Origin of the sequence: Lacibacter luteus (genome assembly GCF_004118265.1) — a bacterium.
Taxonomy (GTDB): Bacteria; Bacteroidota; Bacteroidia; order Chitinophagales; family Chitinophagaceae; genus Lacibacter; species Lacibacter luteus.
Map to the genome: position 1 here is coordinate 429,662 of NZ_SDHW01000002.1, position 22,835 is coordinate 452,496.

A 22,835-nucleotide genomic window follows, 5' to 3' on the forward strand; every position below is an offset into this window, starting at 1 on the left:
ATGAAAACGGGTTTATATTTTGGCTCCTTTAATCCAATTCATAATGGCCACTTAATTATTGCACAGCACGTATTAAATGAGACTGATTTAGAGCAGATCTGGTTTGTTGTTTCGCCACAAAATCCTTTCAAACAACAGAAAACACTACTTAACGAATACGATCGGCTTTATCTTGTAAACCTGGCAGTTCAAAAAGCAAACAACTTTAAAGCTGTAGACATTGAGTTCAATCTACCAAAGCCTTCGTACACGGTCAATACCCTCGCCTATTTACAAGAGAAATATCCACAACATCAGTTTGCGATAATTATGGGAAGCGATAGTTTGCAAAACTTAGATAAATGGAAAAACGCAGAAACCATAATGCAAAACTTTCCCATTTATGTATACACAAGACCGGGCTTTCCTGCACAACAATCGCTCGTGAAAGAATTACACTTTCTGAAAGCGCCTTTGCTTGAAATTTCGGCTACACATATCCGTGAGTTAATTCACTCTGGGAAATCGATTAAATACTTAGTCCCTGAAGAAGTGTGCGAAGAGATCGAAAAAGCGGGTTACTACAAACTAAAAAATCCATCCAAGCAATAAACATACAAAGGCAATTACCGGTGGTGGAATTTTGGTAGTTGCTAATAATACAGTTGTTGAAAAAATTACAATCAGATTCAGGTAGCTGATCGTTTTCAGTTCTAAAATTGAAATATCTCTTGCCACATAAAAAGCAGAAGCAACCATTAATCCAACTGTTGCAGCCTTTATTCCTTCGAGTGACCGATAAACAACATTGTATTTTTTTAGATTATTCCATATAGGATAAAAGAATAATACAAGTAAAAGGCTCGGTAGAAAAATTGCCACGGCGCCAATTGCAATTCCTGCAATCTGACTTTCTTTACCCAAATCCCGCATAGCCATTCCGCCCGTGTATGATGCCATTGAAAATACAGGTCCTGGAACTCCTTGTACAAACCCCGCACCGGTTAACAATTCTTCTCCAGTCATATACTGTGTTTTCTCCCGAATAACAAATTGTTCATACATCATAGGCACTAATACTTGCCCACCGCCAAACACCAGGCTACCAAAACGGTAAAAATTTTCAAACAAGTTAAAAGCCCTTCTATTCTCCCACTCTTGTTTACGTGCTGTTTCGCTTAAAAAACCTGCAAGAATAAAAACAATGGCGAAAACCCAAATATTTGTCCACTTGATCTTTCTGTGTTTAACTTCCTTTTGGGGTTGCCCTTTGTTACCGAAATTTGTAACGACTCCGCCAATAACTAATATAATCGGAAACACCCAAGGTGTCTTAATAAAGAAATAAACAGCAAACGCTGCAACAATCATAATGACCCGGGTAATATTATTTTTAATTGCCGTCTTATAACTATGCCATGTGGCATATATTAAAAAACCAACCGCCATTGGCTGAAGGAACTTGAAAATATCTGTATGTAAAGTGCGTTTATCCAGATAGTGTACAAAAAAAGAAAGCCCGCCCATAATACAACATGCGGGTGCAATCCATATTAGTAAAGTAACTAATGCAAGCGGAAGACCACCACGCTTGTATCCAATTAGTGTAATGGTTTGAGTTGAACTGGCCCCTGGTAACAACTGACAAAAGGCAAACAAATCGGTTAGCTCCTGCTCGGTCAAGTCTTTACGTTTTTTTACAAAAACTTTCATTAACATTCCAATGTGGCCTTGTGGTCCACCAAAGGCTGTGAGCGTATACAACAGTACCGCTTTTAAGAAGGGAATGTGTCGAATAAATTTCAGGGTTACGTATTTATTATTTTTTTAATCCGATTTCTTTTAAGCGCTCATCTAAATATTCTCCTGCAGTAGCATCAGGGTAATGCTTGGGGTTAGCCTCATTGATACAACTTTCTAAACAAGCCAAAGACATGTTTCCCTTGGGATGCAAAAAGAAAGGAATTGAAAACCGTGACGTATGCCAAAGCTCTCTCGGTGGATTTACTACACGATGGGTAGTTGATCTCAATTTATTATTCGTAAGCCGTTGTAACATGTCTCCAACATTCACAACGATCTGTTCTGGTAAAGATGTAACAGCAACCCATTCGTTCTGCTTTGTAAGAATTTGCAACCCATCAGCCGAAGCCCCAACCAGAAGGGTTATCAAATTAATATCTTCATGTTGCTCTGCCCTTATTGCACTCTTCGGTTCGTTTGTTATGGGTGGATAGTGAATTGCTCGGAGAATAGAATTCCCATTACGAACCCAGCTGTCAAAATAAAATTCATCTAACCCTAAATAAATAGCAATCGCCTGAAGCAACTTTTGTCCACTTTGCTCAAATGCTCTATATGCTGTATGAAATGTTGGATTAAAATTCCCTATCTCTCCAACCCTAACATTTTCGGGATACTCTTCCGGAATGTATTCTTCTCCTTCTGCTTTTTGTCCATATTGAAAAAACTCCTTCAAATCGGGAGCATCACTCCCCTTTGCATGTTCTTTACCAAAAGAGGTGTACCCTCTCTGTCCGGCCAATTCCGGAATTTCATAAGACCGTTTCCTTTCCAATGGCAAAGAAAAAAACTGCTGAACATATTTATACAAGTCTGCAATAAGCTCATCAGGCACTCCGTGATTCTTTACTGCAACAAATCCAACATCTTCGTAAGCCCGCCCAAGTTCGTTTACAAATTTTTGCTTAACCGCAAGATCGTCGCTACTAAACTCGGCGAGGTCTACTACTGGAATAGTCATAACAAAGGTTTTAATTTCAAGAAATGATCGTTTTCAGTTAGGTTTGAGTTGCAAAAATTACAAAATTGATTGACTCTAAGAAAGGTTTTTTATTTCTTTCACTACTTTTTGTTCTAACCGGTTATGGATGCTTTCCTTCCTATAACACGCAAACTGGTGAGTATAAAAATTTTTTCCAGCCATCAGATAGTATTCCCGACTATAGCAATTTCAAATTCTGGGCAGCTCATCCCTGGAAAAAAGACCCATCTGATAGTATCCCTCTTTCTCTAAGAAAGATCCCCATTGATACAAGTGTTGATGTCTTTTTTATTCATCCAACCTCTTTTACAGACCCTCACCTTAATGACCTGGTATGGAATGCTTCGCTTTCCGATGCCGATTTGAATGCAAAAACAGATTATACAAGTATACTATACCAGGCAAGTGTGTTTAATGGAAGCTGTCGTGTTTTTGCTCCACGCTATAGACAAGCTCATTACTTTTCGTTTCTTACAAAAGACACTTTAAAAAGTAAAGCAGCTTTAAGCTTAGCTTATAAAGATGTTGAAGCAGCTTTTCTTTACTACTTAAAAAACTATAATAATGGACGACCTCTTATTATTGCATCCCACAGCCAGGGTACTTTACATGCGGCCCTGCTCTTGAAAGAATATTTTGAGAATACCCCTTTACAGCAACAACTTGTTGCAGCTTACATTGTTGGTCTACCGGTAAGCGAAACCTATTTTTCGCTATTGGAACCTTGTGCCACTCCAACACAAACGGGATGCATAAATTCCTGGAGAACCCTTAGGACTGGCTATATGCCAGATTATGTGCAACAAGAAAAAACAAAAGCTATTGTAACAAATCCTTTAAGCTGGATAAAAACAGATTCGCTTATATCACGAAAGAAAAACGAAGGCTCGGTACTCTATAATTTTAATCGAAAATATAAGTATACGAACAGTGCAAAAATTGAAGGTAATATCCTTTGGACAAATCGCCCCCGCATCTTCTTTAGCTTTCTATTAAAAACAAAAAACTATCATGCCGGAGATTATAATCTCTTTTATTATTCGATTAGAGAAAATCTTAAGCAAAGAATAGCGGCTTTTACTCTTAAAGAAAAATCCATGCAATGAAAACATCTACGTTGCTATTTATTGTGATTTGTTTTGCTATTCTAACTAGAAGTTTATACCTACTTGTATTTCCGCTACAACTAACAGACTATTCCTTAATAAACACTGCAGCTGAAAACTTTGTAAGTGGTGATGGGTTAGGCTTTATGCGTTCGACTCAGAAAGATCTCTCTACCGTCTATTTTGAAGGTTTGCGTTTATGGCCCCCCCTGGTACCCTTATCGCTTTCTTTTTTCATTAAAATGACGGGCAGTGCATTTCTTGCAAATACAATTTTGTTACTCCTTATTTTAATTTTGTTTCACTATTATCTATACAATCTTCTAAACCGACTTTCGATAAACAAAGCAGGAAAAATTATTGTATTTCTAATTGTAGCACTAAACATAGATCTCATTAAACAACCCGGGCTAAGTGACCTTGCAGCAGCTACATTTTCTATTGGAGCAACCTCCTGTTATATTTCTCTTATTCTCAAAAAAACAGAATACTCTATTTTTAAGTTAAGTATTGTTGCATTTCTCTTCTTTTTACCCGCAGCCTTTCGTTATCAGTACTATCCCTTAACAATCTTGTTTCCTACTTTACTTTATGCTTCCGGGGTTTACTTAAAAGATTTATTGCTCAAAAAAAATGCCCTAATCCTCTTTGGATTTATACTGACATTTATTACTATACAAGAACTCTTTTTGTTTCTATATACCTCGCAACCATTAACACAATCCATTTCAATGGATGAATCTGGCTTTTTTCCGTCAAACCTAGCAATCATTTATCCGTTCTTTATAAAGACCTTCGCAAGTATCTCGTATATAGAAAACAGATTTCTTTCTTTTCTCTTACCTATACATCAATACTATTCGTTTGCTATTGTTATATTATTGGGAGCCTGGTTGTATTTTCTTAGCAAAAACATCATTCAGCGCAAACTAACATCAGAAAAAAATATTGTAAATCGTGAGAAAACAGTTCTTCTCTCTGTTCTTACCATTTTATTAACTCCAATTTTAACTCTCTTGCTTTTATCTGTTACGCATGCAAAACAAACCGATGGTGTTGAAGGTTGGACATACGTTCAAGAAGGACGCTACTATATTGGATCTTCAATTCTTGTTCTGGTTTTAACAACCTGGTTTATACAAAACAACATAAAACATGTATCAAAGCTATTCTTCAGCGTGGGAAAGTTTTGCCTGCTTCTTATATTAAGTTATAATCTTCTCTTAACAGCAAGTTTCTATAAAAATCTCATAACTAAAGAAGTTGTAATTAAAGGCGTAAATCCCAACTCAGACCGCAAAAAGGTTGAACAGATTATTGATCACCTAAACATAAATGCTACCAAAAAAGTAATAACATATAACGATGCCTCACTTGCATTTTATCCTTATAAAAAAAATGTTGTGGTAACACAAAAAATCTCGTCACTTAATGAAACCGGGTTTGAAACTTCTCAGACAATTCAACTATTAATTATTGCCGATAAGCCAATTAACAATTCTGACAGCGTGCTTATTCACAAAACAAATGCAAAACAAATTTCTTCCTTAAAGAGATGCACGATTTACCTTGCAGAAATTTCACCATCACAACAAACAAACATTGAGCACAACTAATGATCATACAGCAAACGTGCATGTGATTGTACCAGCATACAACGAGACCCCTATGCTGCGTTCGGTTGTTGAAGCAATACTGGCCAAAGGATATACTGTTGTTGTTGTTGATGACGGTTCGCTTATAGACCAATCGGCTTGCCTGACAGACCTTACTGTCCACTTTTTGAAACATGAAATAAATCTTGGTCAGGGAGCAGCATTGCAAACAGGTACAGCTTTCGCTTTGCTAAACAAAGCAAACTTTATTGTTCATTTTGATGCAGATGGCCAACATTCGGCAGAAGATATTTCCGCTCTGCTTACACCGCTATTCCAAAAAAAAGCAGAAATTGTTTTTGGCTCCCGCTTTCTTTCAAAACCACTAGCTATTCCAAAAAGAAGAGTAAGGCTGTTGCGCTTGGCACGTTACATCAACTTCTTCTTTACAGGCATTTTACTTACAGATGCACATAATGGCCTAAGAGCCTTAACAGCAACATCAGCAAAAAAAATTTGTATAACAGAAAACCGAATGGCACATGCATCTGAAATTCTGTTTCTAGTAAAAAAACACAATCTTTCGTTCACCGAAGTTCCTGTTCACATTTCCTATACCGACTATTCAAAACAAAAAGGGCAATCTGCGTGGAATAGCATCAGAATCTTTTTCGATTTACTTTTACATAAACTATTTGAATGACAGGAATTCAACTTATACTCATCAGCGGCTTTCTCTTAGCTCTCTTATTCTTTTTCATCCGCTGGCGAAATAACATTGCAGATGTTTTGCTATTTACTGTGCTTTCATCTACCGCAATCATCTTTATACTTTATCCTGAGTGGACCAATGTAATTGCACATAAACTGGGTGTTGGTCGTGGGGCGGATCTTGTATTTTACTTATGTATTCTCATTTTCTCTTTTGTAATTCTAAAGTTATATGCACGCATACGTAAGCTGGAACAAATGCTTACAGACCTTGTACGTAAAGAAAGTTTACACAAGAAACAAGCCGATCAACAATCTACTTAATCGTGTATGTTCCGATTTTTGTTTCAGAATTATGATTAATTCCGGCAAGGGCCATTACAATACTTGTTTTGCTGTAAACTAATCCAACATTGAAGGCATAATAATATTGGAGGTCGTGAGAATCGGGGTTTTGTGTACTTCCGAAAATGCTGAAGCTTGGTGTTACTGTTACCTTGATTACATTTTTAAACGTAACACCGTTTACAACATAATCAATTCCCTTATCCGCAATAGTAAATACCAGTGTAGCAGTAACAGGTACAGATGTACCACCAAGCGTAACATTAACTGTTTTTACTTCTGTCCAAGTAGCTCCTTTAGCAAGCTTGTCTTTTAAATAGAGTAGTTCAATTGTTTGATTGTTTAACTCCGCAAACTTATTATATCGAAGGTATTCACCACTAAACTTTGCATAGTATTCGTTCGAGGAAGCAGAGTTGCTTGCAACGCTATACACTTTACCATTAATTGTTGTGTCTCTATTGAGTATAGTAATTTTATACGAGCCTGCATTGGAACCTGTAACGGTATAGTTCCATTCGCTGCCAACTGTTAAAGGTTGATAATCGCCTGCTGGCGTATTATCGGGCTCGCCGGGTTTCTTGCAATTACCGGCACATAACACAATAAAAAGAATTGTACAGATGAAAAGCGTTTTTTGCATGGTTCTTATTTTGCTTTAAAGATACAAAAACGCTTTTCGTTGCTGCTTGTTGCTTAGAATTCGCAATTCTTGGGTGTGCGGGGGAAAGCAATTACATCCCTGATGTTGCCCATACCCGTAACAAACTGTACAATACGCTCAAAGCCAAGACCAAAACCTGCATGTGGTACTGTACCAAAACGACGGGTGTCTAGGTACCACCATAATTCTTCGGCAGGAATATGCATTTCTTTCATGCGCTCCTCAAGTTTATCCAAACGTTCTTCACGTTGAGAGCCGCCAACAATTTCTCCAATGCCCGGAGCAAGAATATCCATTGCTGCAACCGTTTTGCCATCATCGTTCTGGCGCATGTAAAACGCTTTGATATCTTTTGGATAATTTGTAACAATAACCGGCTTTTTGAAATGTTTCTCTACAAGATAGCGCTCATGTTCGCTCTGCATATCAATTCCCCACTTTACATCGTACTGGAATTTTTTCTTTTTATATGCGGGAGACTGTATAAGAATATCAATTGCCTCGGTATAAGTAATACGTTCAAAATTATTATTCATTACAAACTCCAGCTTTTCAATCAACCCCATTTCGCTACGCTTATCCTGTGGCAATTGCTTCTCTTCATCTGCTAAACGCTGTGCAAGAAATTCAAGGTCTTCTCTGTTGTTTTCCATTGCGTAGCGAATAATATATTTAATGAATTCTTCTGCAAGGTTCATGTTATCTTCTAAATCGCAGAAAGCCATTTCGGGTTCAATCATCCAAAACTCGGCGAGGTGGCGGGCAGTATTCGAATTCTCAGCACGGAAAGTTGGACCAAACGTATAAATTTCGCCAAAGGCTGTTGCACCCAATTCACCTTCCAATTGTCCGCTTACAGTAAGATTAGATGAACGACCAAAGAAATCTTCTTTAAAGTTCACAGTACCATCTTCGTTACGTGGGGTGCCATCAAATGGCAATGTAGTTACACGAAACATTTCACCTGCACCTTCCGCATCGCTAGCCGTAACAATGGGCGTGTGCATATATACAAACCCCTTTTCGTTATAAAATTTGTGGATTGCAAATGCCAACGAATGACGTACACGAAACACCGAGCCAAAAGTATTGGTACGAAAACGCAGATGCGCAATTTCTCTTAAATATTCAAGTGTGGGTCTGTTCTTTAATTGAATAGGATATTTCTCCGCATCACTATCACCTAGAATTTCGAGCGAATTTGCTATTAAATCTATTTTTTGACCCTTGCCTAATGAGGCAACGATTTTACCTGATACATTTATAGAAGCAGATGTTGTTAACCTCTTCAGCAACTCATCATCAAACTTACCCAGCTCAACAACTACCTGCAGATTGTTATTGGTACTGCCATCGTTAAGGGCAATAAACTGGTTGTTACGAAAGGTGCGTACCCAACCCATAACTGTTACCTGCTGATCCTGCGGCTCCCATGTGAGCAGTTCTTTAATTTTAACTCTTTTGTTAAACATATTGCTGAAATTTGAGCGGCAAAGATAACTACTGCTGTTACAGATTGTTAATGATTTTCGGAACAAAAGAGTTGAAAAGCCCGTTCAGCCTTCATTTCAGCTGCCAATACTTTTTTTTCCTTTTTTCCGATTTTCCCGTAACATTGCAGAGGAAACCGACCGACATTTAAAAATCCGATCTTCCACGAGCTCATCAAATTCGGTCATTCCAAGTTCCCAAACGTATCATTTCAAACTTACAGATCTAAAAAAGTTTTACGAATTCTCATCCCGTGTTAATGAACTAAATTTTTTATGTACGACATCCTACAACTGAACGATATGCTCGTTCCTGAGTTGCTCGATATTGCGGAGCAACTGAAAATTACAGGCGCCAAAAAAATGGACAAGCAACAGCTGGTCTATAAAATCCTCGATAAACAAGCCGTTATGTCAAGTGAAACAAAAGCAGGTGCCGAAGAAAAAGGCAAACGCAAACGCATTGTAAAAACAACCACAGCCTCCGGTACAGAAGAAGCGGTAGTAGAAAGTGGTGATGAAGCTGACGCTCCTGCAAAAAGTAAAAAGAAGAAAGAAGAAGCCGGTGCCCCGCAAAAGAAAGCAATTAAAAAAAATGATAAACCAGCAACATCTGAACCAATTATTCCTGCAGGTTTCATCATTCCCGGTGAAGACGATTTTGTAGCCGGTCCTCCCGAAATGGAGCTGAGCGAATTGCTTTCAGAATCTGTACAGGAAGCAGAAGCGGCCCCTGCACCCGAACGCCCTGCCCATCAACAGCAACGTCATCAATACCCACAGAAAAAAGAACAAGCCTTCAATATTGAATTTGATGGTGTGATCCAGGGTGAAGGTGTTTTGGAAATGATGCCGGACGGTTATGGTTTCTTACGCAGCAGCGATTACAATTATCTTTCAAGCCCCGATGATATTTATGTATCTCCATCTCAAATAAAACTCTTTGGTTTAAAAACGGGCGATACGGTTTATGGCTCTGTTCGTCCGCCAAAAGAAGGTGAGAAATACTTTGCATTATTGAAAGTTGATACAATCAATGGCAAACGTCCTGAAGAAGTGCGTGACCGTGTTCCTTTCGATTACCTCACGCCGCTATTCCCATTTGAAAAATTAAACCTTTCAACTACATCAAGCAACTACAGCACACGTATCATGGACCTGTTTACACCAATTGGTAAAGGTCAGCGTGGATTAATTGTTGCGCAACCGAAAGTTGGTAAAACAGTTTTACTGAAAGAAGTAGCAAATGCTATTGCAGAAAACCATCCCGAGGTATATCTCATCGTTCTGTTAGTTGATGAACGTCCTGAAGAGGTAACAGATATGGAACGTAGCGTTAAAGCAGAAGTTGTTGCTTCAACTTTTGATGAACCTGCAGAAAAACATGTAAAAGTTTCGACCATTATTTTGCAAAAAGCAAAACGTTTGGTTGAGTGCGGACACGATGTAGTGATCCTGCTTGATTCTATTACACGTCTTGCTCGTGCACACAACACCGTTGCTCCGGCAAGTGGTAAAGTTTTGAGTGGTGGTGTGGAAGCAAACGCCATGCAAAAACCAAAACAATTCTTTGGTGCTGCACGTAAAATCGAAAACGGTGGTTCTTTAACCATTCTTGCAACAGCACTTGTAGACACCGGCAGTAAAATGGATGAGGTGATCTTTGAAGAGTTTAAAGGTACCGGTAACATGGAACTTGCGCTTGATCGTAAACTCGCCAACAAACGCATCTTCCCTGCTATTGATATTGTGGCGTCAAGTACACGACGTGATGATCTGTTGCTTGATAAAGATGTTGCAAAACGTATGTGGGTGTTACGCAAACACATGGCCGATATGAATACCGAAGAAGCAATGAACACATTGCTGCAACATATGCGTGGTACAAAAGACAATATGGAATTCCTTACCAGCATGAATGGTTAATACAAAAAATAATCAGTTATGAAACAGTTTCTTTTTTTATTCCTCTTGTTGGGTTTTGTTGCCTGCGATGATTCGCAAAAAAGCGATAATGAAAAAGAAAGCAGCGAAGCAAAGATTGAAATCAAAGGCGATTCCGGTGAAATAAAAATCAACAATGAGGGAATATCAATACAAGGTGCAGACTCTGCGGGTATTAAAATCAACTCAGAAGACGGAATTAAAATAGAGGGTAAAGACGGAAAGGTGGAGATTAAAACCGATGAAGGTGGAAAAATTAAACTCGAGAAAAAAGGAAAAGAAGTAAATATCCAGATCAAAGAAAATTAAGTAAACAGTCCTGCATAATTGCAGGACTGTTTTTGTTTTATTCTATGCTATCCCGACTTGTCAATATCTGCCGTGTTATTGGTATTCTTTCGTTTCTTGCCATGTGTTACACTTGGTTTTTTACAAGTGATCTGCAATCGTTTCTTATTGCAAAACAACTTACTATTACGTTCTTCAGTGTTTCTATTCTGCTGTGGCTAATTACACTCATTATTGCATTCCGCAAGAATGAATAATTTTACAGAAGTATATGGCTGTTAAAAAAATTACCATAGAAGAATTTCTTACCCTCTCCGTGCAATACCCTGTATTGGATGTACGCAGCCCTGGTGAGTATAAGCACGCACATCTTAAAAATGCTTTTTCGTTTCCATTGTTTACTGATGAAGAAAGAAAGGTTGTGGGCACCGCTTATAAACAGGAAAGCAGGCAAAAAGCAATTAAGCTTGGTCTTGATTACTTTGGTGTGAAGATGCGGAAGATGGTGGAGGAAGCCGAATACATATGCGACAATCATAAACCTTCAACAACCAGAACCGTATTGGTACATTGCTGGCGTGGCGGCATGCGCAGCGGAGCTATTGCCTGGCTGCTCGACTTATACGGGTTTGATGTGTACACACTTGTTGGCGGATATAAATCGTTTCGCAAATGGGTGCTGGCACAGTTTGAAAAAGAATACAGCTTTAAAGTACTCGGAGGCTATACAGGAAGCGGCAAAACCCTGTTACTCGAAGGATTACAAAAAAGAAAACAAAATGTAGTTGATCTTGAGGCTTTGGCCCATCACAAAGGCTCAGCTTTTGGTAATCTTGGTATGCCTGCTCAACCTACGCAGGAACAATTCGAAAACCTGCTGGCGCTTTCGCTTTGGAATTCATCTTTAAGAAATGAAGCTATTTGGGTTGAGGATGAAAGCCAGCGGATCGGCGATGTAAACATTCCGATTAACCTTTGGAGACAGATGCGTCAATTCCCGTTGCTGTTTGTGGATATTCCCTTCGAAGAACGACTGAGCTATTTGGTGGAAGAATACGGTAAACACGAACGTGAGCGACTTGTTAACGCCATCATCCGAATAAAAAAACGTCTTGGTGGCCTTGAAACGAAAGAGGCGATTAACGCACTTGTAGAAGAGCGTATTGCTGATTGTTTCCGTATCCTTCTAACCTATTACGACAAATGGTATCTTAAGGGAATGCATAATAGAGAGCAGCTTGAAGCGTTATTAATAAAAATACCCTGTAAAACCGTTTCGGTATCCAATATTGATCAATTAATACAACAGCCGGCATAACAAGCGGCTGTAAAAGACAAGTACATGAAAAACTTTTTAGTTCTGCTATTTCTCCTTCTTGGAACTTTCTACTCGCATGCACAGGTTGTTACAGGTGTATATAAAGGCAAGATGGAAGTTGACAGCCCTAAATACACCGTGGATTTTGAATTAACCCTTAAGGAAAAAGACGGGAAACTGTTTGGCTATTGTCAACGTTTGTTTATTGTTGAAGATGTCCTTTTTTATAACCTTGTTAAAGTAACAGCAAGAGTTGAGGACAGTGTTTTAATTGTAGAAGACGAGAAATCGGTAAGTAACAATTTTAAAGAAAAAACTACCGGAGTAAAAACTGTGATGTTCTTTAAAATTCAAAAAAACAACGACACCGTTTCTGTTATGCCGGGAGAATGGAGTACTTCACGCACAAAAAAATATTTACCAATAACCGGATCTGTTTCTGTTAGCAGAGAAAGAAATTATTTGGCTACTCAGCTCTACAAACGACTTGATGAAAAACAGCTTACCAAAGATGTTTTGTTTGAAGATAAAACACAACCTAAGCAAAGCGATGTAGCAGTTAACCAAAACAAACCCGTAACAACTAATACACAACCGAAATCAAACGAGATTGCAGCTAATCAGAATAAGCCAGCCCCAACTATACAACAGCAACAAACAATAATTACTAAGGATTCTGCCAACTCAACTACTTCGGTTGCTGTTAACAATCCACAGCAGAAAATAAATGATATAGCAGTTAATCAAAATAAACCAACAATCGCTTCTAAAGATTCTGTTAAGCTGAATAATTCGGTTGCTGTTAACAACCCACAGCAAAAAACAAATGATATAGCAGTTAATCAAAATAAACCAACCACCACAAATCAACCAAAGCAAACAGTTGCTCCTAAAGACTCAGTTAAAACAAATACTTCTGTGATTGTAAATAACCCACAACAGAAAACAAATGATGTGGCAGTTAATCAAACCAAACCTGCTACTACAAATCAGCAACAACCAGTAACAAAAGATCCCGTTAAGAATACTACAACTACACCTGTTGTTACCACGCAAACAAAACCTACTGATGTTGCCGTAAATCAAAACAAACCCATTTCCACAAATAACCAACAACAGACAGCAACAACAAATAAACCAGTAACAAATCAAACAACAGGAAACAACAGTTCGGTTAGTACACAGCAACAATCAACGGCTGCTGTAAATAAGCCCGCTACAACAAACAGCACAACTAAACCCGAAACAAAACCAGCCGATCAAAAGCCGGTAACTCCTGTTGCTACAACACAACAGCAAACTTCTATTGCCACAGTTGGTAATACCGTTAGCAATAACACTTCTGGTCAGCCGACAGCAACGGGTAATCCTCCGGTAATCAACAACCCTGTAATTGTAAAAAGACAAATAGAAATTATTGATGCACTTGAGCTTTCAGGCGACAGTGTAACGCTTTCGTTATATGATAATGGTGAAATTGATGGGGATACGGTAAGTGTATTTATGAATAATGAATTGCTTGTTTCAAAAGTTGGCTTAAAAGCAAGTGCACACAAACAAACAATTGCACTTAAGCCCGGAGAGGTTGTACAACTTACTTTGTTTGCCGAAAACCTTGGAAGCATACCTCCAAACACGGGACTGCTTGTTATTACCACAAACAACGAACGTTACCAGGTGCACTTTACATCAACGCTAAACAAGAACTCATCAATTGTTTTGAGGCGTAAAGAATAACCAATTTATTTGCTGCTAATCGCCATCTTTGTAAGATGAAGTTTGTAACCACTTTCTTCTTACTCCTTTTTTCTGTTGCTGTTAATGCTCAGGATGTTTCCGGCCTTTGGCGTGGCCGCTTTACGAGTAGTCATCCTTTACAGCTTTCTTCAAACTATAAATATGAACTGTTGCTTTTTCAGGAAGGTAACAAGTTAACCGGCTACTCCTATTCCACTTTGCTAGATGGAAATTTTTATGCTGTTTGCGAAATTAAAGGCAATTTGTTTGAGGGTTACATGGTTGTTACCGAAACGAAAACCATATACGAAAACCCTCCCGGCGATAACAACAATTTTCAAACTCATATTCTTTTTTTCAATGCTGATGGAAAAGAAGCAACCGGCGATTGGAAGCAGGCAAATAAACGGCCAACACAATTGTTTGAAGAAGAAGGTAAAACCTTTTTGAAAAAAGAGCAGGACCCTTCCAAATCGGGATTGCTGAAAATACTTGAACAGAAAAATGCGGTTGTAATTGCGCCTTCTGTACCGACACAACAAACCGCACCTGTTGAAGAAACAAAATTTAATACGGATTCATTAAAACTATCTGCACGTCCACTAAATATTCTGCAAACGATATCAATTACTGCCGACAGTATTTCAATAGAACTTTATGATGACGGTTTGATCGATGGTGACAGCGTTTCTGTTTTCAGCAACAGTAGCGTTCTGTTAAGCAAGGTTGCATTAACCGACAAAGGATTAAAACAACGTATTGCTGCGCCTTTGCAAAAAGAGGAGTTATTGATTTCTCTTTATGCAGAAAACCAAGGCACAATTCCCCCAAACACCGGAGTACTTATTATTCGGGCAGATGACAGGCGTTATGAAATCCGTTTTACATCCGATACAAAGCAAAGTGCTGCCGTACGAATTAAACGCCAGTAAACAATTCTGCTGTTACATTTGTATATGGCTACATCAGAACCGATTCGTCTTACACAATTTTCGCATGGTGCAGGTTGCGGTTGCAAAATTGCTCCGGCTGTTTTAGAACAGATCCTTCAATCAAATCAAAGTATTCCAAACGATTTGCGTTTGCTTGTTGGCAACAGCAGCAAAGACGATGCTGCGGTTTATGATATTGGTAATGGCCATGCAATTATTTCAACCACCGACTTTTTTATGCCTATAGTAGATGATGCGTTCAGCTTTGGACAAATAGCCTCTGCAAACGCAATCAGCGATGTGTATGCAATGGGGGGAAAACCATTGCTTGCTATTGCAATTCTCGGCTGGCCTGTTGAGAAACTACCTGCTTCACTTGCACAGCAAGTGCTTGATGGTGCCCGCAGTATTTGTGCAGAAGCGGGAATTCCTTTAGCCGGTGGTCATAGTATCGATTCGCATGAACCGTTTTTCGGTTTAGCAGTAAATGGTCTTCTGCAACAGGATCAACTCAAGCAAAACAATACAGCAAATGAAGGCGATCTTCTCTTTCTCACAAAACCAATCGGAGTAGGTGTATTAACCACCGCAGAAAAAAGATCGTTACTGAAGGAAGAACACAACGGCATTGCGGCCGCTCAAATGAAACAACTAAACAAACTTGGTGAGTTGCTCGGTAAACTTTCTGCTGTTACTGCTATGACCGATGTTACCGGCTTTGGGTTGTTGGGCCATTTAATTGAAATGGCGGAAGGCAGCCATCTTTCTGCAGAACTCAGCTACCAACATATTCCTTTTATTGATGCGGCCAAAGAATATGCAGCGCAACGTATTGTGCCCGATGCTACGTATCGTAACTGGAACAGCTACAATACAAAAGTTTCTTTTGCAAGCGGGGTAAATGTAATGGAAGCATTCAACCTCTTACCCGATCCCCAAACAAACGGAGGATTGCTGATTGCAGTTAAACCTGAAGCTGTGAAAGATGTGCAGACATTATTTCAGGAACAAGGCTTTGCAAAATTTATGCAACCAATAGGCCGGTTTGTTGCGCAAACTGAAAAAATAATTCATGTTTTAGCTTAACTGTTTGCAAAAGCAAAACAGCATTTCTATTTTGTAATACAATCAACATTTACATTATGGATTCCAAAACAATTTCCTGGGTAAGTTACTTAACCATTATTGGCTGGATTGTAGCTTATGTAAACTACACAAACAGTAACCCCAAACAACAACTAGCAACTTTTCATTTAAGGCAAAGCTTTGGCCTGGTTGCATCGAGTTTAGCATTGTACCTTCTCTTCTGGACCTTGGTTTTTGCAGTACCGATGCTCAGCTTTTTAATAACCATTCTGTGGCTTGTTTTGGTTGTGTTGTGGGTGCTTGGTTTTATAGCTGCCTTAAATGGCGAAGAAAAACCATTGCCTGTAGCAGGAGCCTACTTTCAACAATGGTTTACGTTCATTAAATAAAACTTAAACAGCAAAATTTTCAGAGAAGCTTGTCGATTCGTTCGGCAAGCTTTTTATCTTTCTCTGTAACCACATCGCCTGCATCGTGTGTGCTCAGCCAAATTTCCACTTTGTTCCAAACATTGATCCAAAGCGGATGATGATTCATTTTCTCCGCTTCAATAGCCACACGGGTCATAAATGCAAACGCTTCAGAAAAATCAGCAAACTCAAATTTGCGGTAAAGCTTGTTATCCGTTTCCTGCCACATAAGCTTTTGTTTTATCAAAGAATTAAATGTTGTTTGTTCTTAATTTTTTCGTTGTTCAACTCAACCACTAACTGTACAGCGGGCAATGACCGAATATCAGCAATCAATACACGTTCATCTTCCTTCGATGGCAGATCACCTTTAATCAACCACAGATAATCGAGATGCTTAAATTCAGGCAGCAGATATTCACCATCGTACTGGTTTTTGTAGAGATAGTAGAAAAGAGCCTTATTGGGTTCCTGAAATTCAAACACAGAAAAAAAGTAGTTCCTGTTTTTTTTGGCAAGCTGAATTTCTATTTCATTATTGATACGGAAATCGAAACGCAGGGCCTGGTTTACTTGCCACACAAACTGATGACTTTCGAGCGGAGCCATAATGCCTAGCAGAAAAGTGTCTTCAAAAAACTCCTCTGCCAGTAACTCGTTGTCAATTTTCAGTTTCATACGTAATATTAAAAAGCAATGTCGAATTCAAGTTCTGTTGCTCCTCTTTTAATTTTCACTTTTGTAGCATCACCCTTTTTAAATTTACTTAAAGCCTGCATATAACTTTCTACAGAGCTTACTTCAAACTCGCCCAATTTAGTTACCACATCACCGGCTTTAATCCCTGCTTTTTCCGCCGCTCTTCCTGCGCTAACACCATCAACTTTTACACCGGCACCGCTAAAGGTATAATCGGGCATAATACCCATGCTTACTGTAAAGCGTGTTGAAGTGCTTGTTTGTTGCTCCCTTGTTTTTGTAAATGCAAGTTTTTGTTCTTTACCCGTTCTTGCTATAAGGCGGGTAATATATTTTACAATCAAAAGCTGCCCGTTGTAATTGATCTTATCAAAATCATCACTAGGTTTATGGTAATCGGTATGCAAACCTGTAAAGAAAAATAACACAGGTAAATCTTTCCTGTAGAAAGAAGTATGATCGCTTGGACCCGTACCGCTACTGTCTATTTTTATTGTGAATGCTGGTTTCTTTTCGGCAATAAGTGCACTCCACGATGGTGATGTTCCAATACCTCCGATGGTTATTGTTTTCGAACTATCACTGAAGCGGCCAACCATATCCATATTGATCATATAGTTCACATTGCTTAACGAAATGGTAGGATGATCTGTAAAATACTTTGATCCGTATAGCCCCAACTCCTCGCCACTAAAGGCGATAAAAAGATAGTTGTTTGTTTTATCGGTACTGAGTTTTAATAAACGACTCAGCTCGAGTAATGCAGCTGTACCGCTTGCATTATCATCAGCACCATTGTGAATGGATTTCTCACCTGTATGGCGGGAGTTATTATCCTCTCCATAACCAAGATGATCGTAATGGGCACCGATAATAATAGTTGTTGCCGCATTATTATCAATATAAGCAACAACATTATGTCCTTTGCGGATCTTATCGCCTTGTTCCATCTTCAACTTTATATCCATCATGTGCGATGGGTCTGCAGCCAGTTTATCAGCAAGTCGCTTTTGTAAAACGATAACCGGAATAGCAGATAATGCCGAACGGTCTTTTCCATCATATTTTAAACCCGCATCTTTTGTTCCGCTGTTATAAATAATCAATGCCGTTGCACCTTTTGTTACAGCATCTTTCTCTTTTGTTCGGATAGAACTAACAAGATCGAAGTGTGGATTTTTTTCGTTTTCAACCAGCAGTTCCTTGATATCCCAAAACCAGGCTCCGCCGTTTTCGTGCAAACTTGCAGCAGCAACAGTTTCAATAGTTCCATTTACGCTCCATGCTAAAGGAAAAAAGTCTGTTTGCACTTTTAAATGTTCGCCATCAATAATAAAAAAAGTAGAGGGTTGTATTTGTTTGCCTTCGTTTACTTCAAACGGTTGTAAAAAGCCCTTTTCGCCTTTAGCGGTTAATCCATTCTTTTCAAACTGCTGCGAAATATAAACGTATGCAAGCTCTTCGCCTTTGGTACCGGTACGACGACCTTCGAGTTGATCATCCGCCAGGTAGCTTACATGATTACGGAGATTTTCAAGACTTACTTTATCTGCCTTGCTTAACTTTTGTGCGTTTGAAACTACTGAAAACAAAAGGCCAATAAAACCGAAAAAAACATTTTTCATGAACGTAAGAGCAATTTGGCTGTAAAGGTAAACAGATGCCGGTTTACTTGCCTGCCCTCTTGGAAATTTAAACAGGCCTTTACAATCGCAAGTGAATGTTTCCAAACTTCGTAAATGTCTCAAATAAATTGCGCCTACATTTGCAACTGCTTTCATGGCCACAAATACTATCCATATTGCTTTAGTTGGTAATCCCAACAGCGGTAAAACCTCCTTGTTCAATACCCTTACCGGTTTAAACCAGAAAGTGGGCAATTTTCCCGGGGTAACAGTTGATAAAAAGACAGGTGAATTCAACATCAGTAGCGATACTACGGCAGAGTTAATTGATTTGCCCGGTTCGTATAGTTTATACCCCCGTCGTGCAGACGAGTGGGTAAGCTATAAAGTATTAATGAACCAGGATACCGATGTAAAAGCCGATGTGGTAATTATTGTTGCCGATGCAAGCACGCTCAAACGAAACCTGTTGTTTGTTTCGCAGATCATCGACTTAAAGATTCCGGCAGTTTTAACGCTAACCATGATGGATGTGGCCCGTAAAAAAGACATCCAGATCGATATAAAAGCGTTGGAGCGTGAGCTGGGTATTCCTGTTGTTCCGGTTAATCCAAGAAAAAACAAAGGCATCGATCAACTGAAGAAAGCAGTTGAAGCTACCACCAAACAGCAATACCGTCCGCCGGCTTTTGATTTTATTTCAAACAAAAACCTGGCTACCGAAGCTGTAACCGAAGTAAAAGAGTTACTGCCACAGCTCAGCGATTATTCTGCCATTCACCATCTCATCAATCACGAATCGTTTTTACTATCAAACGATCTGCAGGATAAGATTGAAGCTATTGAGCAAAAAAACAAAGTACAGCACACCCGCATACAGGCCGAAGAAATTATGCAGCGCTATCAGCGCATTAAGCAAATTGTGCAAACAACAATTACCGAAGAATCGCCTGTAAAAAAACAGTTGATTGCTGAAAAGCTCGATCGTGTATTGTTGCACCGTTTCTGGGGTTATGCTATTTTATTGACCGTTTTGTTTCTGCTTTTCCAAAGCATCTTCTGGATTGCACAGTACCCGATGGATATCATCGAGCTGTTCTTCCTTAACCTCTCTAATTGGTTCAGCAGCTGGTTACCTGCAAATAAATTAACCGATCTGTTTATTAATGGTGTGCTTGCAGGCCTTAGCGGCATCTTTGTGTTTGTTCCGCAGATCATGATCCTTTTTGGACTTACCACCATTCTGGAAGAAACGGGTTACATGGCACGCATTGGTTTTTTAACCGATAAAATCATGCGTAAAGTTGGGCTGAATGGAAAAAGTGTAATGCCCATGATCAGTGGGTTTGCCTGTGCGGTACCGGCCATTATGAGTGTGCGTAATATTGAAAACCGCAAAGAGCGTTTACTTACAATCCTGGTTACTCCACTAATGAGTTGCAGCGCCCGTTTACCGGTGTATACGATCTTAATTGCATTGGTTGTTCCCCAAACATATTACCTCGGTTTCTTAAGCCTGCAGGGTTTGGTAATGATGGGGCTTTATGTATTTAGTGTGTTGATGGCGTTGATTGTTGCGTATGTTGCCAAACGTTTCATCAACATAAAAGAGAAAAGTTTTTTTATTCTTGAGCTGCCTTTATACAGGCATCCACGTTACAAAAATGTTTTGCTTACAATGATTGAAAAGGCAAAGATTTTTGTGTTTGATGCCGGTAAGGTAATCATGATCATCAGTCTTCTGTTGTGGGCGTTAAGCAGCTATGGGCCCGGCGATCGTTTAGAAAAAGTTACTGCACAATACGACCAACAGATCACCGCAAACCCCGAGCAGCGTGATGTGTTGGAAAAAGAAAAAGGAGCCGCTCTTTTACAAAACTCCTATGCCGGCATTATGGGGCAGTATATTGAACCTGCAATTAAACCATTGGGTTACGATTGGAAAATTGGCATTGCCCTCATTACATCCTTTGCTGCACGAGAGGTGTTTGTTGGTACCATGGCTACCTTGTATTCGGTAGACAGTGATGGTGGTGATGAACAAACGCTGAGGCAGAAAATGAATTCTGCGGTTAACGCAAACGGAGAAAAAATCTATTCTTTGGCAACAGGGGTTTCTTTAATGATCTTTTACTTACTCGCTATGCAATGTATGAGTACATTGGCTGTTGTAAAACGTGAAACTAATAGCTGGAAGTGGCCAATGATTCAATTGACTTACATGACGGTATTAGCCTATGTAATGAGTCTTTTAGCTTACCAGCTTTTGAGTTAATTTCTTTACCAACTTACCGTGTTACGGATTCTGTTTAAAGTTTGATCGTAAATACGACGGATCATTTCGCCCATTGCTTCATCTCTTGATGGTAATGGTTGATTGTTGCTCCGGTTGATCAATGTAAGATCGCTGCTTTCCAAAGCACGCTGATCGCCGGTATATCTTGCAAACTCGTAAGTGTAACGATAGTTCGATGGAATACGATCCCACAACACCTGTTCTCTTGTATCTGTATGGGTGATGATCAGATTCAAATCGCCTGTTGCATTTAATTCACGTTCTGTAACGTAAACTGTGGCAACAACAGTTGCATAAATAGGTTTATTCGCTGTATCTTTTCCTGTTTCGATTTGCTTGCTGCGGTTATACGTTTTGTTGCGATCGGGATTCTGATCGAAACGTACATTGCGCCAGATAAGATCAACAACATAATCGGGGTTACGACTGCTGCGTCGCATTTCATACTGATCGTAAAACTTTGCAGGGAAACTATTCGAACCTTGTCCACCTAAATCACGGATCATATTGCTGTGATGTTGACGGTCTCTTCCATTTAACGAGTTCCAGCCAAAACTTCCTAGCCCCATAACATCATATTCAAAATTATTCACCAAAACCTGCACAATGCTTTTATCAAACGCCTCTTTCATGCGTGTTGAAGCATCACGATAGTTGGGTACATATTGTTGTGCTTTATCAAATGCGTAATATGCTTCCCTGTTTCCTGCTCTTGTATTCAACAGCATCTTATCAGAACCATAAAAGTAAAAATCGTTCGCCGCCGAATCTTTTGTAGCCATTAAACGGGGGTACGCATTTACTGGCTTTACAATTTTTATTGCGTAGGCATTCCGGTTTACAATATCATACATCCGTTGAATACCTTCCAGCTCTGCAATTAAACGGTCCCACTTTGCAGGAACAGGATCGTACTGGTAATTATCAAGACGTTGTTTGGCCTTTATATAACCGCTATTGTATACGTTTTGTATATCGGCCATTAACTTATCGTCGCTTCCTTTTTTATTCAGCCGATTAATTAAAGAAAGCAGGTCCTTTTCTTCGTTTGGAATGCGATTGCTTCTACAGGAATAAACAGCGGTTAGCAGTAGAAAAACGGGTAAAAGTTTTTTCATAAATCGAGTGGTTGGTTGTTACATAGACTTGGAGGCAACGACATGCGTTGCCCATATTACATGTTTTAACAAACCGGGCAAATTTATCCGGCTTTTCATAAACCCGAACGGGCCGTGTTTATTGTACAGATGATGGATCTTTTTTCCAATCGCTGAAATCTTTTCCGCTCCAGGTTGTTGGTCTTGCATGCACACCTGCAGTAAAATCGAAATGTACATACCTGATTGCTTTTGTCTCGAGCAAGTTTAAGGCTGCAAATGATAGATATTGTTCTGCCCCTGAGTTTCCTGCTCTTTCGGTTAACCATTCTGCTGCAGGAATTTTTACAAACAATGTGTCTCCGGATAAATGGTCGAACTCCAGTTTAATCTCCGAATAAGTTTTATTAACGCCGTTAATTAAAGCCTTCGGCTCTGTAACAGAATCAATAGGGGCATAAATACGCTTTTTGGTTTTATCCTCTGCGCTGCAATCCCATACAACTACCGTATCGGTTGCAAACCATTGCTGAGGCTGGTTAACCTCGTTGCTCAATTTAGCATCTTGTTCTTTAGAAGCTTCGTTATTGCAGGCAAGCACTGCTGCAATAAAAAAAAGAAGGAGTAAGTACTGTTTCATGTGTACGCTTTTTTAAATTTAGTAATGTTCACATGCCACTGCCAAGGAGTTTGGCTCATTTCGTCTCTTAAAGCTACAGAAGAGTGCT

At 39.2% G+C, this 22,835-nt stretch carries 23 protein-coding genes; 14 read left to right on the forward strand and 9 right to left on the reverse strand.

Features of this window, described 5'->3' with window-relative positions; genetic code table 11:
- Complete coding sequence (nadD, locus tag ESA94_RS09520; RefSeq protein WP_129130653.1) at positions 1–591, forward strand: nicotinate (nicotinamide) nucleotide adenylyltransferase; 591 nt, start codon at positions 1–3, stop codon at positions 589–591.
- On the opposite strand, the gene chrA is transcribed toward nadD, so the two are convergent.
- Positions 568–1,743: a chromate efflux transporter gene (gene chrA / locus ESA94_RS09525; RefSeq protein ID WP_240671022.1), complete on the reverse strand. Its 1,176-nt coding sequence runs from the start codon at positions 1,741–1,743 to the stop codon at positions 568–570. The genes nadD and chrA overlap by 24 nt on opposite strands.
- 55 nt (positions 1,744–1,798) lie before the next feature.
- Positions 1,799–2,743, reverse strand: coding sequence for an isopenicillin N synthase family dioxygenase (locus tag ESA94_RS09530; protein WP_129130655.1), 945 nt, complete (start codon positions 2,741–2,743; stop codon positions 1,799–1,801).
- Between the two features lie 65 nt (positions 2,744–2,808).
- On the opposite strand from ESA94_RS09530, the gene ESA94_RS09535 reads away from it, so the two are divergent.
- From ESA94_RS09535 to ESA94_RS09550, 4 genes are read left to right on the forward strand one after another with little or no spacing between them, the layout of a single operon-like run.
- Entirely contained in the window at positions 2,809–3,870 is a 1,062-nt protein-coding gene (locus tag ESA94_RS09535) for a DUF3089 domain-containing protein (protein ID WP_164972692.1), read from the forward strand.
- Positions 3,867–5,486: a hypothetical protein gene (locus tag ESA94_RS09540; protein ID WP_129130657.1), complete on the forward strand. Its 1,620-nt coding sequence runs from the start codon at positions 3,867–3,869 to the stop codon at positions 5,484–5,486. Before ESA94_RS09535 ends, ESA94_RS09540 begins: the two co-directional genes overlap by 4 nt.
- A 16-nt stretch (positions 5,487–5,502) precedes the next feature.
- Positions 5,503–6,168, forward strand: coding sequence for a glycosyltransferase family 2 protein (locus tag ESA94_RS09545; RefSeq protein ID WP_129130658.1), 666 nt, complete (start codon positions 5,503–5,505; stop codon positions 6,166–6,168).
- Entirely contained in the window at positions 6,165–6,500 is a 336-nt protein-coding gene (locus ESA94_RS09550; RefSeq protein ID WP_129130659.1) for a DUF2304 domain-containing protein, read from the forward strand. The genes ESA94_RS09545 and ESA94_RS09550 overlap by 4 nt, the downstream gene beginning before the upstream one ends.
- Here the strand turns inward: ESA94_RS09550 and ESA94_RS09555 are convergent.
- Both ESA94_RS09555 and asnS read right to left on the reverse strand, forming a co-directional pair.
- On the reverse strand, positions 6,493–7,164 hold the full coding sequence (locus tag ESA94_RS09555) for a hypothetical protein (RefSeq protein WP_129130660.1): 672 nt from the start codon (positions 7,162–7,164) through the stop codon (positions 6,493–6,495). The two genes, ESA94_RS09550 and ESA94_RS09555, sit on opposite strands and share 8 nt — an antisense overlap.
- Positions 7,165–7,217: 53 nt before the next feature.
- Positions 7,218–8,657 carry an asparagine--tRNA ligase gene (asnS, locus tag ESA94_RS09560; RefSeq protein WP_129130661.1) on the reverse strand — a complete coding sequence of 480 codons (1,440 nt, stop codon included), beginning with the start codon at positions 8,655–8,657 and terminating at the stop codon, positions 7,218–7,220.
- Between the two features lie 294 nt (positions 8,658–8,951).
- On the opposite strand from asnS, the gene rho reads away from it, so the two are divergent.
- The 8 genes from rho to ESA94_RS09600 are packed head-to-tail and all read left to right on the forward strand — an operon-like array spanning position 8,952 to position 16,369.
- Positions 8,952–10,601, forward strand: a complete 1,650-nt coding sequence (rho, locus tag ESA94_RS09565; protein WP_129130662.1) for a transcription termination factor Rho — start codon at positions 8,952–8,954, stop codon at positions 10,599–10,601.
- Positions 10,602–10,619: 18 nt separating this feature from the next.
- Positions 10,620–10,928 carry a hypothetical protein gene (locus ESA94_RS09570; protein ID WP_129130663.1) on the forward strand — a complete coding sequence of 103 codons (309 nt, stop codon included), beginning with the start codon at positions 10,620–10,622 and terminating at the stop codon, positions 10,926–10,928.
- 44 nt (positions 10,929–10,972) lie between these two features.
- Positions 10,973–11,164, forward strand: a complete 192-nt coding sequence (locus ESA94_RS09575; protein ID WP_129130664.1) for a hypothetical protein — start codon at positions 10,973–10,975, stop codon at positions 11,162–11,164.
- Positions 11,165–11,178: 14 nt separating this feature from the next.
- Complete coding sequence (gene mnmH, locus ESA94_RS09580) at positions 11,179–12,225, forward strand: tRNA 2-selenouridine(34) synthase MnmH (protein ID WP_129130665.1); 1,047 nt, start codon at positions 11,179–11,181, stop codon at positions 12,223–12,225.
- 24 nt (positions 12,226–12,249) lie between these two features.
- Entirely contained in the window at positions 12,250–13,962 is a 1,713-nt protein-coding gene (locus ESA94_RS09585; RefSeq protein ID WP_129130666.1) for a hypothetical protein, read from the forward strand.
- A 35-nt stretch (positions 13,963–13,997) separates the two neighbouring features.
- The gene (locus ESA94_RS09590) at positions 13,998–14,894 is read left to right on the forward strand and encodes a hypothetical protein (RefSeq protein ID WP_129130667.1); all 897 of its coding nucleotides are present in this window, start codon (positions 13,998–14,000) and stop codon (positions 14,892–14,894) included.
- 24 nt (positions 14,895–14,918) lie between these two features.
- Complete coding sequence (gene selD / locus ESA94_RS09595) at positions 14,919–15,980, forward strand: selenide, water dikinase SelD (protein WP_129130668.1); 1,062 nt, start codon at positions 14,919–14,921, stop codon at positions 15,978–15,980.
- Between the two features lie 56 nt (positions 15,981–16,036).
- Complete coding sequence (locus ESA94_RS09600) at positions 16,037–16,369, forward strand: DUF4870 domain-containing protein (RefSeq protein WP_129130669.1); 333 nt, start codon at positions 16,037–16,039, stop codon at positions 16,367–16,369.
- A gap of 19 nt (positions 16,370–16,388) precedes the next feature.
- Here ESA94_RS09600 and ESA94_RS09605 read toward each other — a convergent pair whose 3' ends face one another.
- The 3 genes from ESA94_RS09605 to ESA94_RS09615 are packed head-to-tail and all read right to left on the reverse strand — an operon-like array spanning position 16,389 to position 18,714.
- Positions 16,389–16,619, reverse strand: coding sequence for a 4a-hydroxytetrahydrobiopterin dehydratase (locus ESA94_RS09605; protein ID WP_129130670.1), 231 nt, complete (start codon positions 16,617–16,619; stop codon positions 16,389–16,391).
- A 14-nt stretch (positions 16,620–16,633) separates the two neighbouring features.
- A complete protein-coding gene (locus tag ESA94_RS09610) occupies positions 16,634–17,068 on the reverse strand; it encodes an IPExxxVDY family protein (protein WP_205755946.1) in 435 nt (144 codons plus the stop codon).
- An 8-nt stretch (positions 17,069–17,076) separates the two neighbouring features.
- The gene (locus tag ESA94_RS09615) at positions 17,077–18,714 is read right to left on the reverse strand and encodes a M28 family peptidase (RefSeq protein ID WP_164972693.1); all 1,638 of its coding nucleotides are present in this window, start codon (positions 18,712–18,714) and stop codon (positions 17,077–17,079) included.
- A 154-nt stretch (positions 18,715–18,868) separates the two neighbouring features.
- Here ESA94_RS09615 and feoB point away from each other — a divergent pair, with 154 nt between their 5' ends.
- Entirely contained in the window at positions 18,869–20,989 is a 2,121-nt protein-coding gene (gene feoB / locus ESA94_RS09620) for a ferrous iron transport protein B (protein ID WP_129130673.1), read from the forward strand.
- A gap of 5 nt (positions 20,990–20,994) precedes the next feature.
- On the opposite strand, the gene ESA94_RS09625 is transcribed toward feoB, so the two are convergent.
- Both ESA94_RS09625 and ESA94_RS09630 read right to left on the reverse strand, forming a co-directional pair.
- Positions 20,995–22,128: a hypothetical protein gene (locus ESA94_RS09625; protein WP_129130674.1), complete on the reverse strand. Its 1,134-nt coding sequence runs from the start codon at positions 22,126–22,128 to the stop codon at positions 20,995–20,997.
- Between the two features lie 118 nt (positions 22,129–22,246).
- Positions 22,247–22,747, reverse strand: a complete 501-nt coding sequence (locus ESA94_RS09630) for a hypothetical protein (RefSeq protein WP_129130675.1) — start codon at positions 22,745–22,747, stop codon at positions 22,247–22,249.
- Between the last annotated feature and the right edge of the window lie 88 nt (positions 22,748–22,835).

Bases quoted from the DNA above. Each gene is read 5' to 3' on its own strand.
- nadD (WP_129130653.1), top strand. From the start codon at position 1: ATGAAAACGGGTTTATATTTTGGCTCCTTTAATCCAATTCATAATGGC.
- ESA94_RS09530 (WP_129130655.1), bottom strand. From the start codon at position 2,743: ATGACTATTCCAGTAGTAGACCTCGCCGAGTTTAGTAGCGACGATCTT.
- ESA94_RS09540 (WP_129130657.1), top strand. From the start codon at position 3,867: ATGAAAACATCTACGTTGCTATTTATTGTGATTTGTTTTGCTATTCTA.
- ESA94_RS09550 (WP_129130659.1), top strand. From the start codon at position 6,165: ATGACAGGAATTCAACTTATACTCATCAGCGGCTTTCTCTTAGCTCTC.
- ESA94_RS09555 (WP_129130660.1), bottom strand. From the start codon at position 7,164: ATGCAAAAAACGCTTTTCATCTGTACAATTCTTTTTATTGTGTTATGT.
- asnS (WP_129130661.1), bottom strand. From the start codon at position 8,657: ATGTTTAACAAAAGAGTTAAAATTAAAGAACTGCTCACATGGGAGCCG.
- rho (WP_129130662.1), top strand. From the start codon at position 8,952: ATGTACGACATCCTACAACTGAACGATATGCTCGTTCCTGAGTTGCTC.
- ESA94_RS09570 (WP_129130663.1), top strand. From the start codon at position 10,620: ATGAAACAGTTTCTTTTTTTATTCCTCTTGTTGGGTTTTGTTGCCTGC.
- ESA94_RS09575 (WP_129130664.1), top strand. From the start codon at position 10,973: ATGCTATCCCGACTTGTCAATATCTGCCGTGTTATTGGTATTCTTTCG.
- mnmH (WP_129130665.1), top strand. From the start codon at position 11,179: ATGGCTGTTAAAAAAATTACCATAGAAGAATTTCTTACCCTCTCCGTG.
- ESA94_RS09585 (WP_129130666.1), top strand. From the start codon at position 12,250: ATGAAAAACTTTTTAGTTCTGCTATTTCTCCTTCTTGGAACTTTCTAC.
- ESA94_RS09590 (WP_129130667.1), top strand. From the start codon at position 13,998: ATGAAGTTTGTAACCACTTTCTTCTTACTCCTTTTTTCTGTTGCTGTT.
- selD (WP_129130668.1), top strand. From the start codon at position 14,919: ATGGCTACATCAGAACCGATTCGTCTTACACAATTTTCGCATGGTGCA.
- ESA94_RS09600 (WP_129130669.1), top strand. From the start codon at position 16,037: ATGGATTCCAAAACAATTTCCTGGGTAAGTTACTTAACCATTATTGGC.
- ESA94_RS09605 (WP_129130670.1), bottom strand. From the start codon at position 16,619: ATGTGGCAGGAAACGGATAACAAGCTTTACCGCAAATTTGAGTTTGCT.
- ESA94_RS09610 (WP_205755946.1), bottom strand. From the start codon at position 17,068: ATGAAACTGAAAATTGACAACGAGTTACTGGCAGAGGAGTTTTTTGAA.
- ESA94_RS09615 (WP_164972693.1), bottom strand. From the start codon at position 18,714: ATGAAAAATGTTTTTTTCGGTTTTATTGGCCTTTTGTTTTCAGTAGTT.
- feoB (WP_129130673.1), top strand. From the start codon at position 18,869: ATGGCCACAAATACTATCCATATTGCTTTAGTTGGTAATCCCAACAGC.
- ESA94_RS09625 (WP_129130674.1), bottom strand. From the start codon at position 22,128: ATGAAAAAACTTTTACCCGTTTTTCTACTGCTAACCGCTGTTTATTCC.
- ESA94_RS09630 (WP_129130675.1), bottom strand. From the start codon at position 22,747: ATGAAACAGTACTTACTCCTTCTTTTTTTTATTGCAGCAGTGCTTGCC.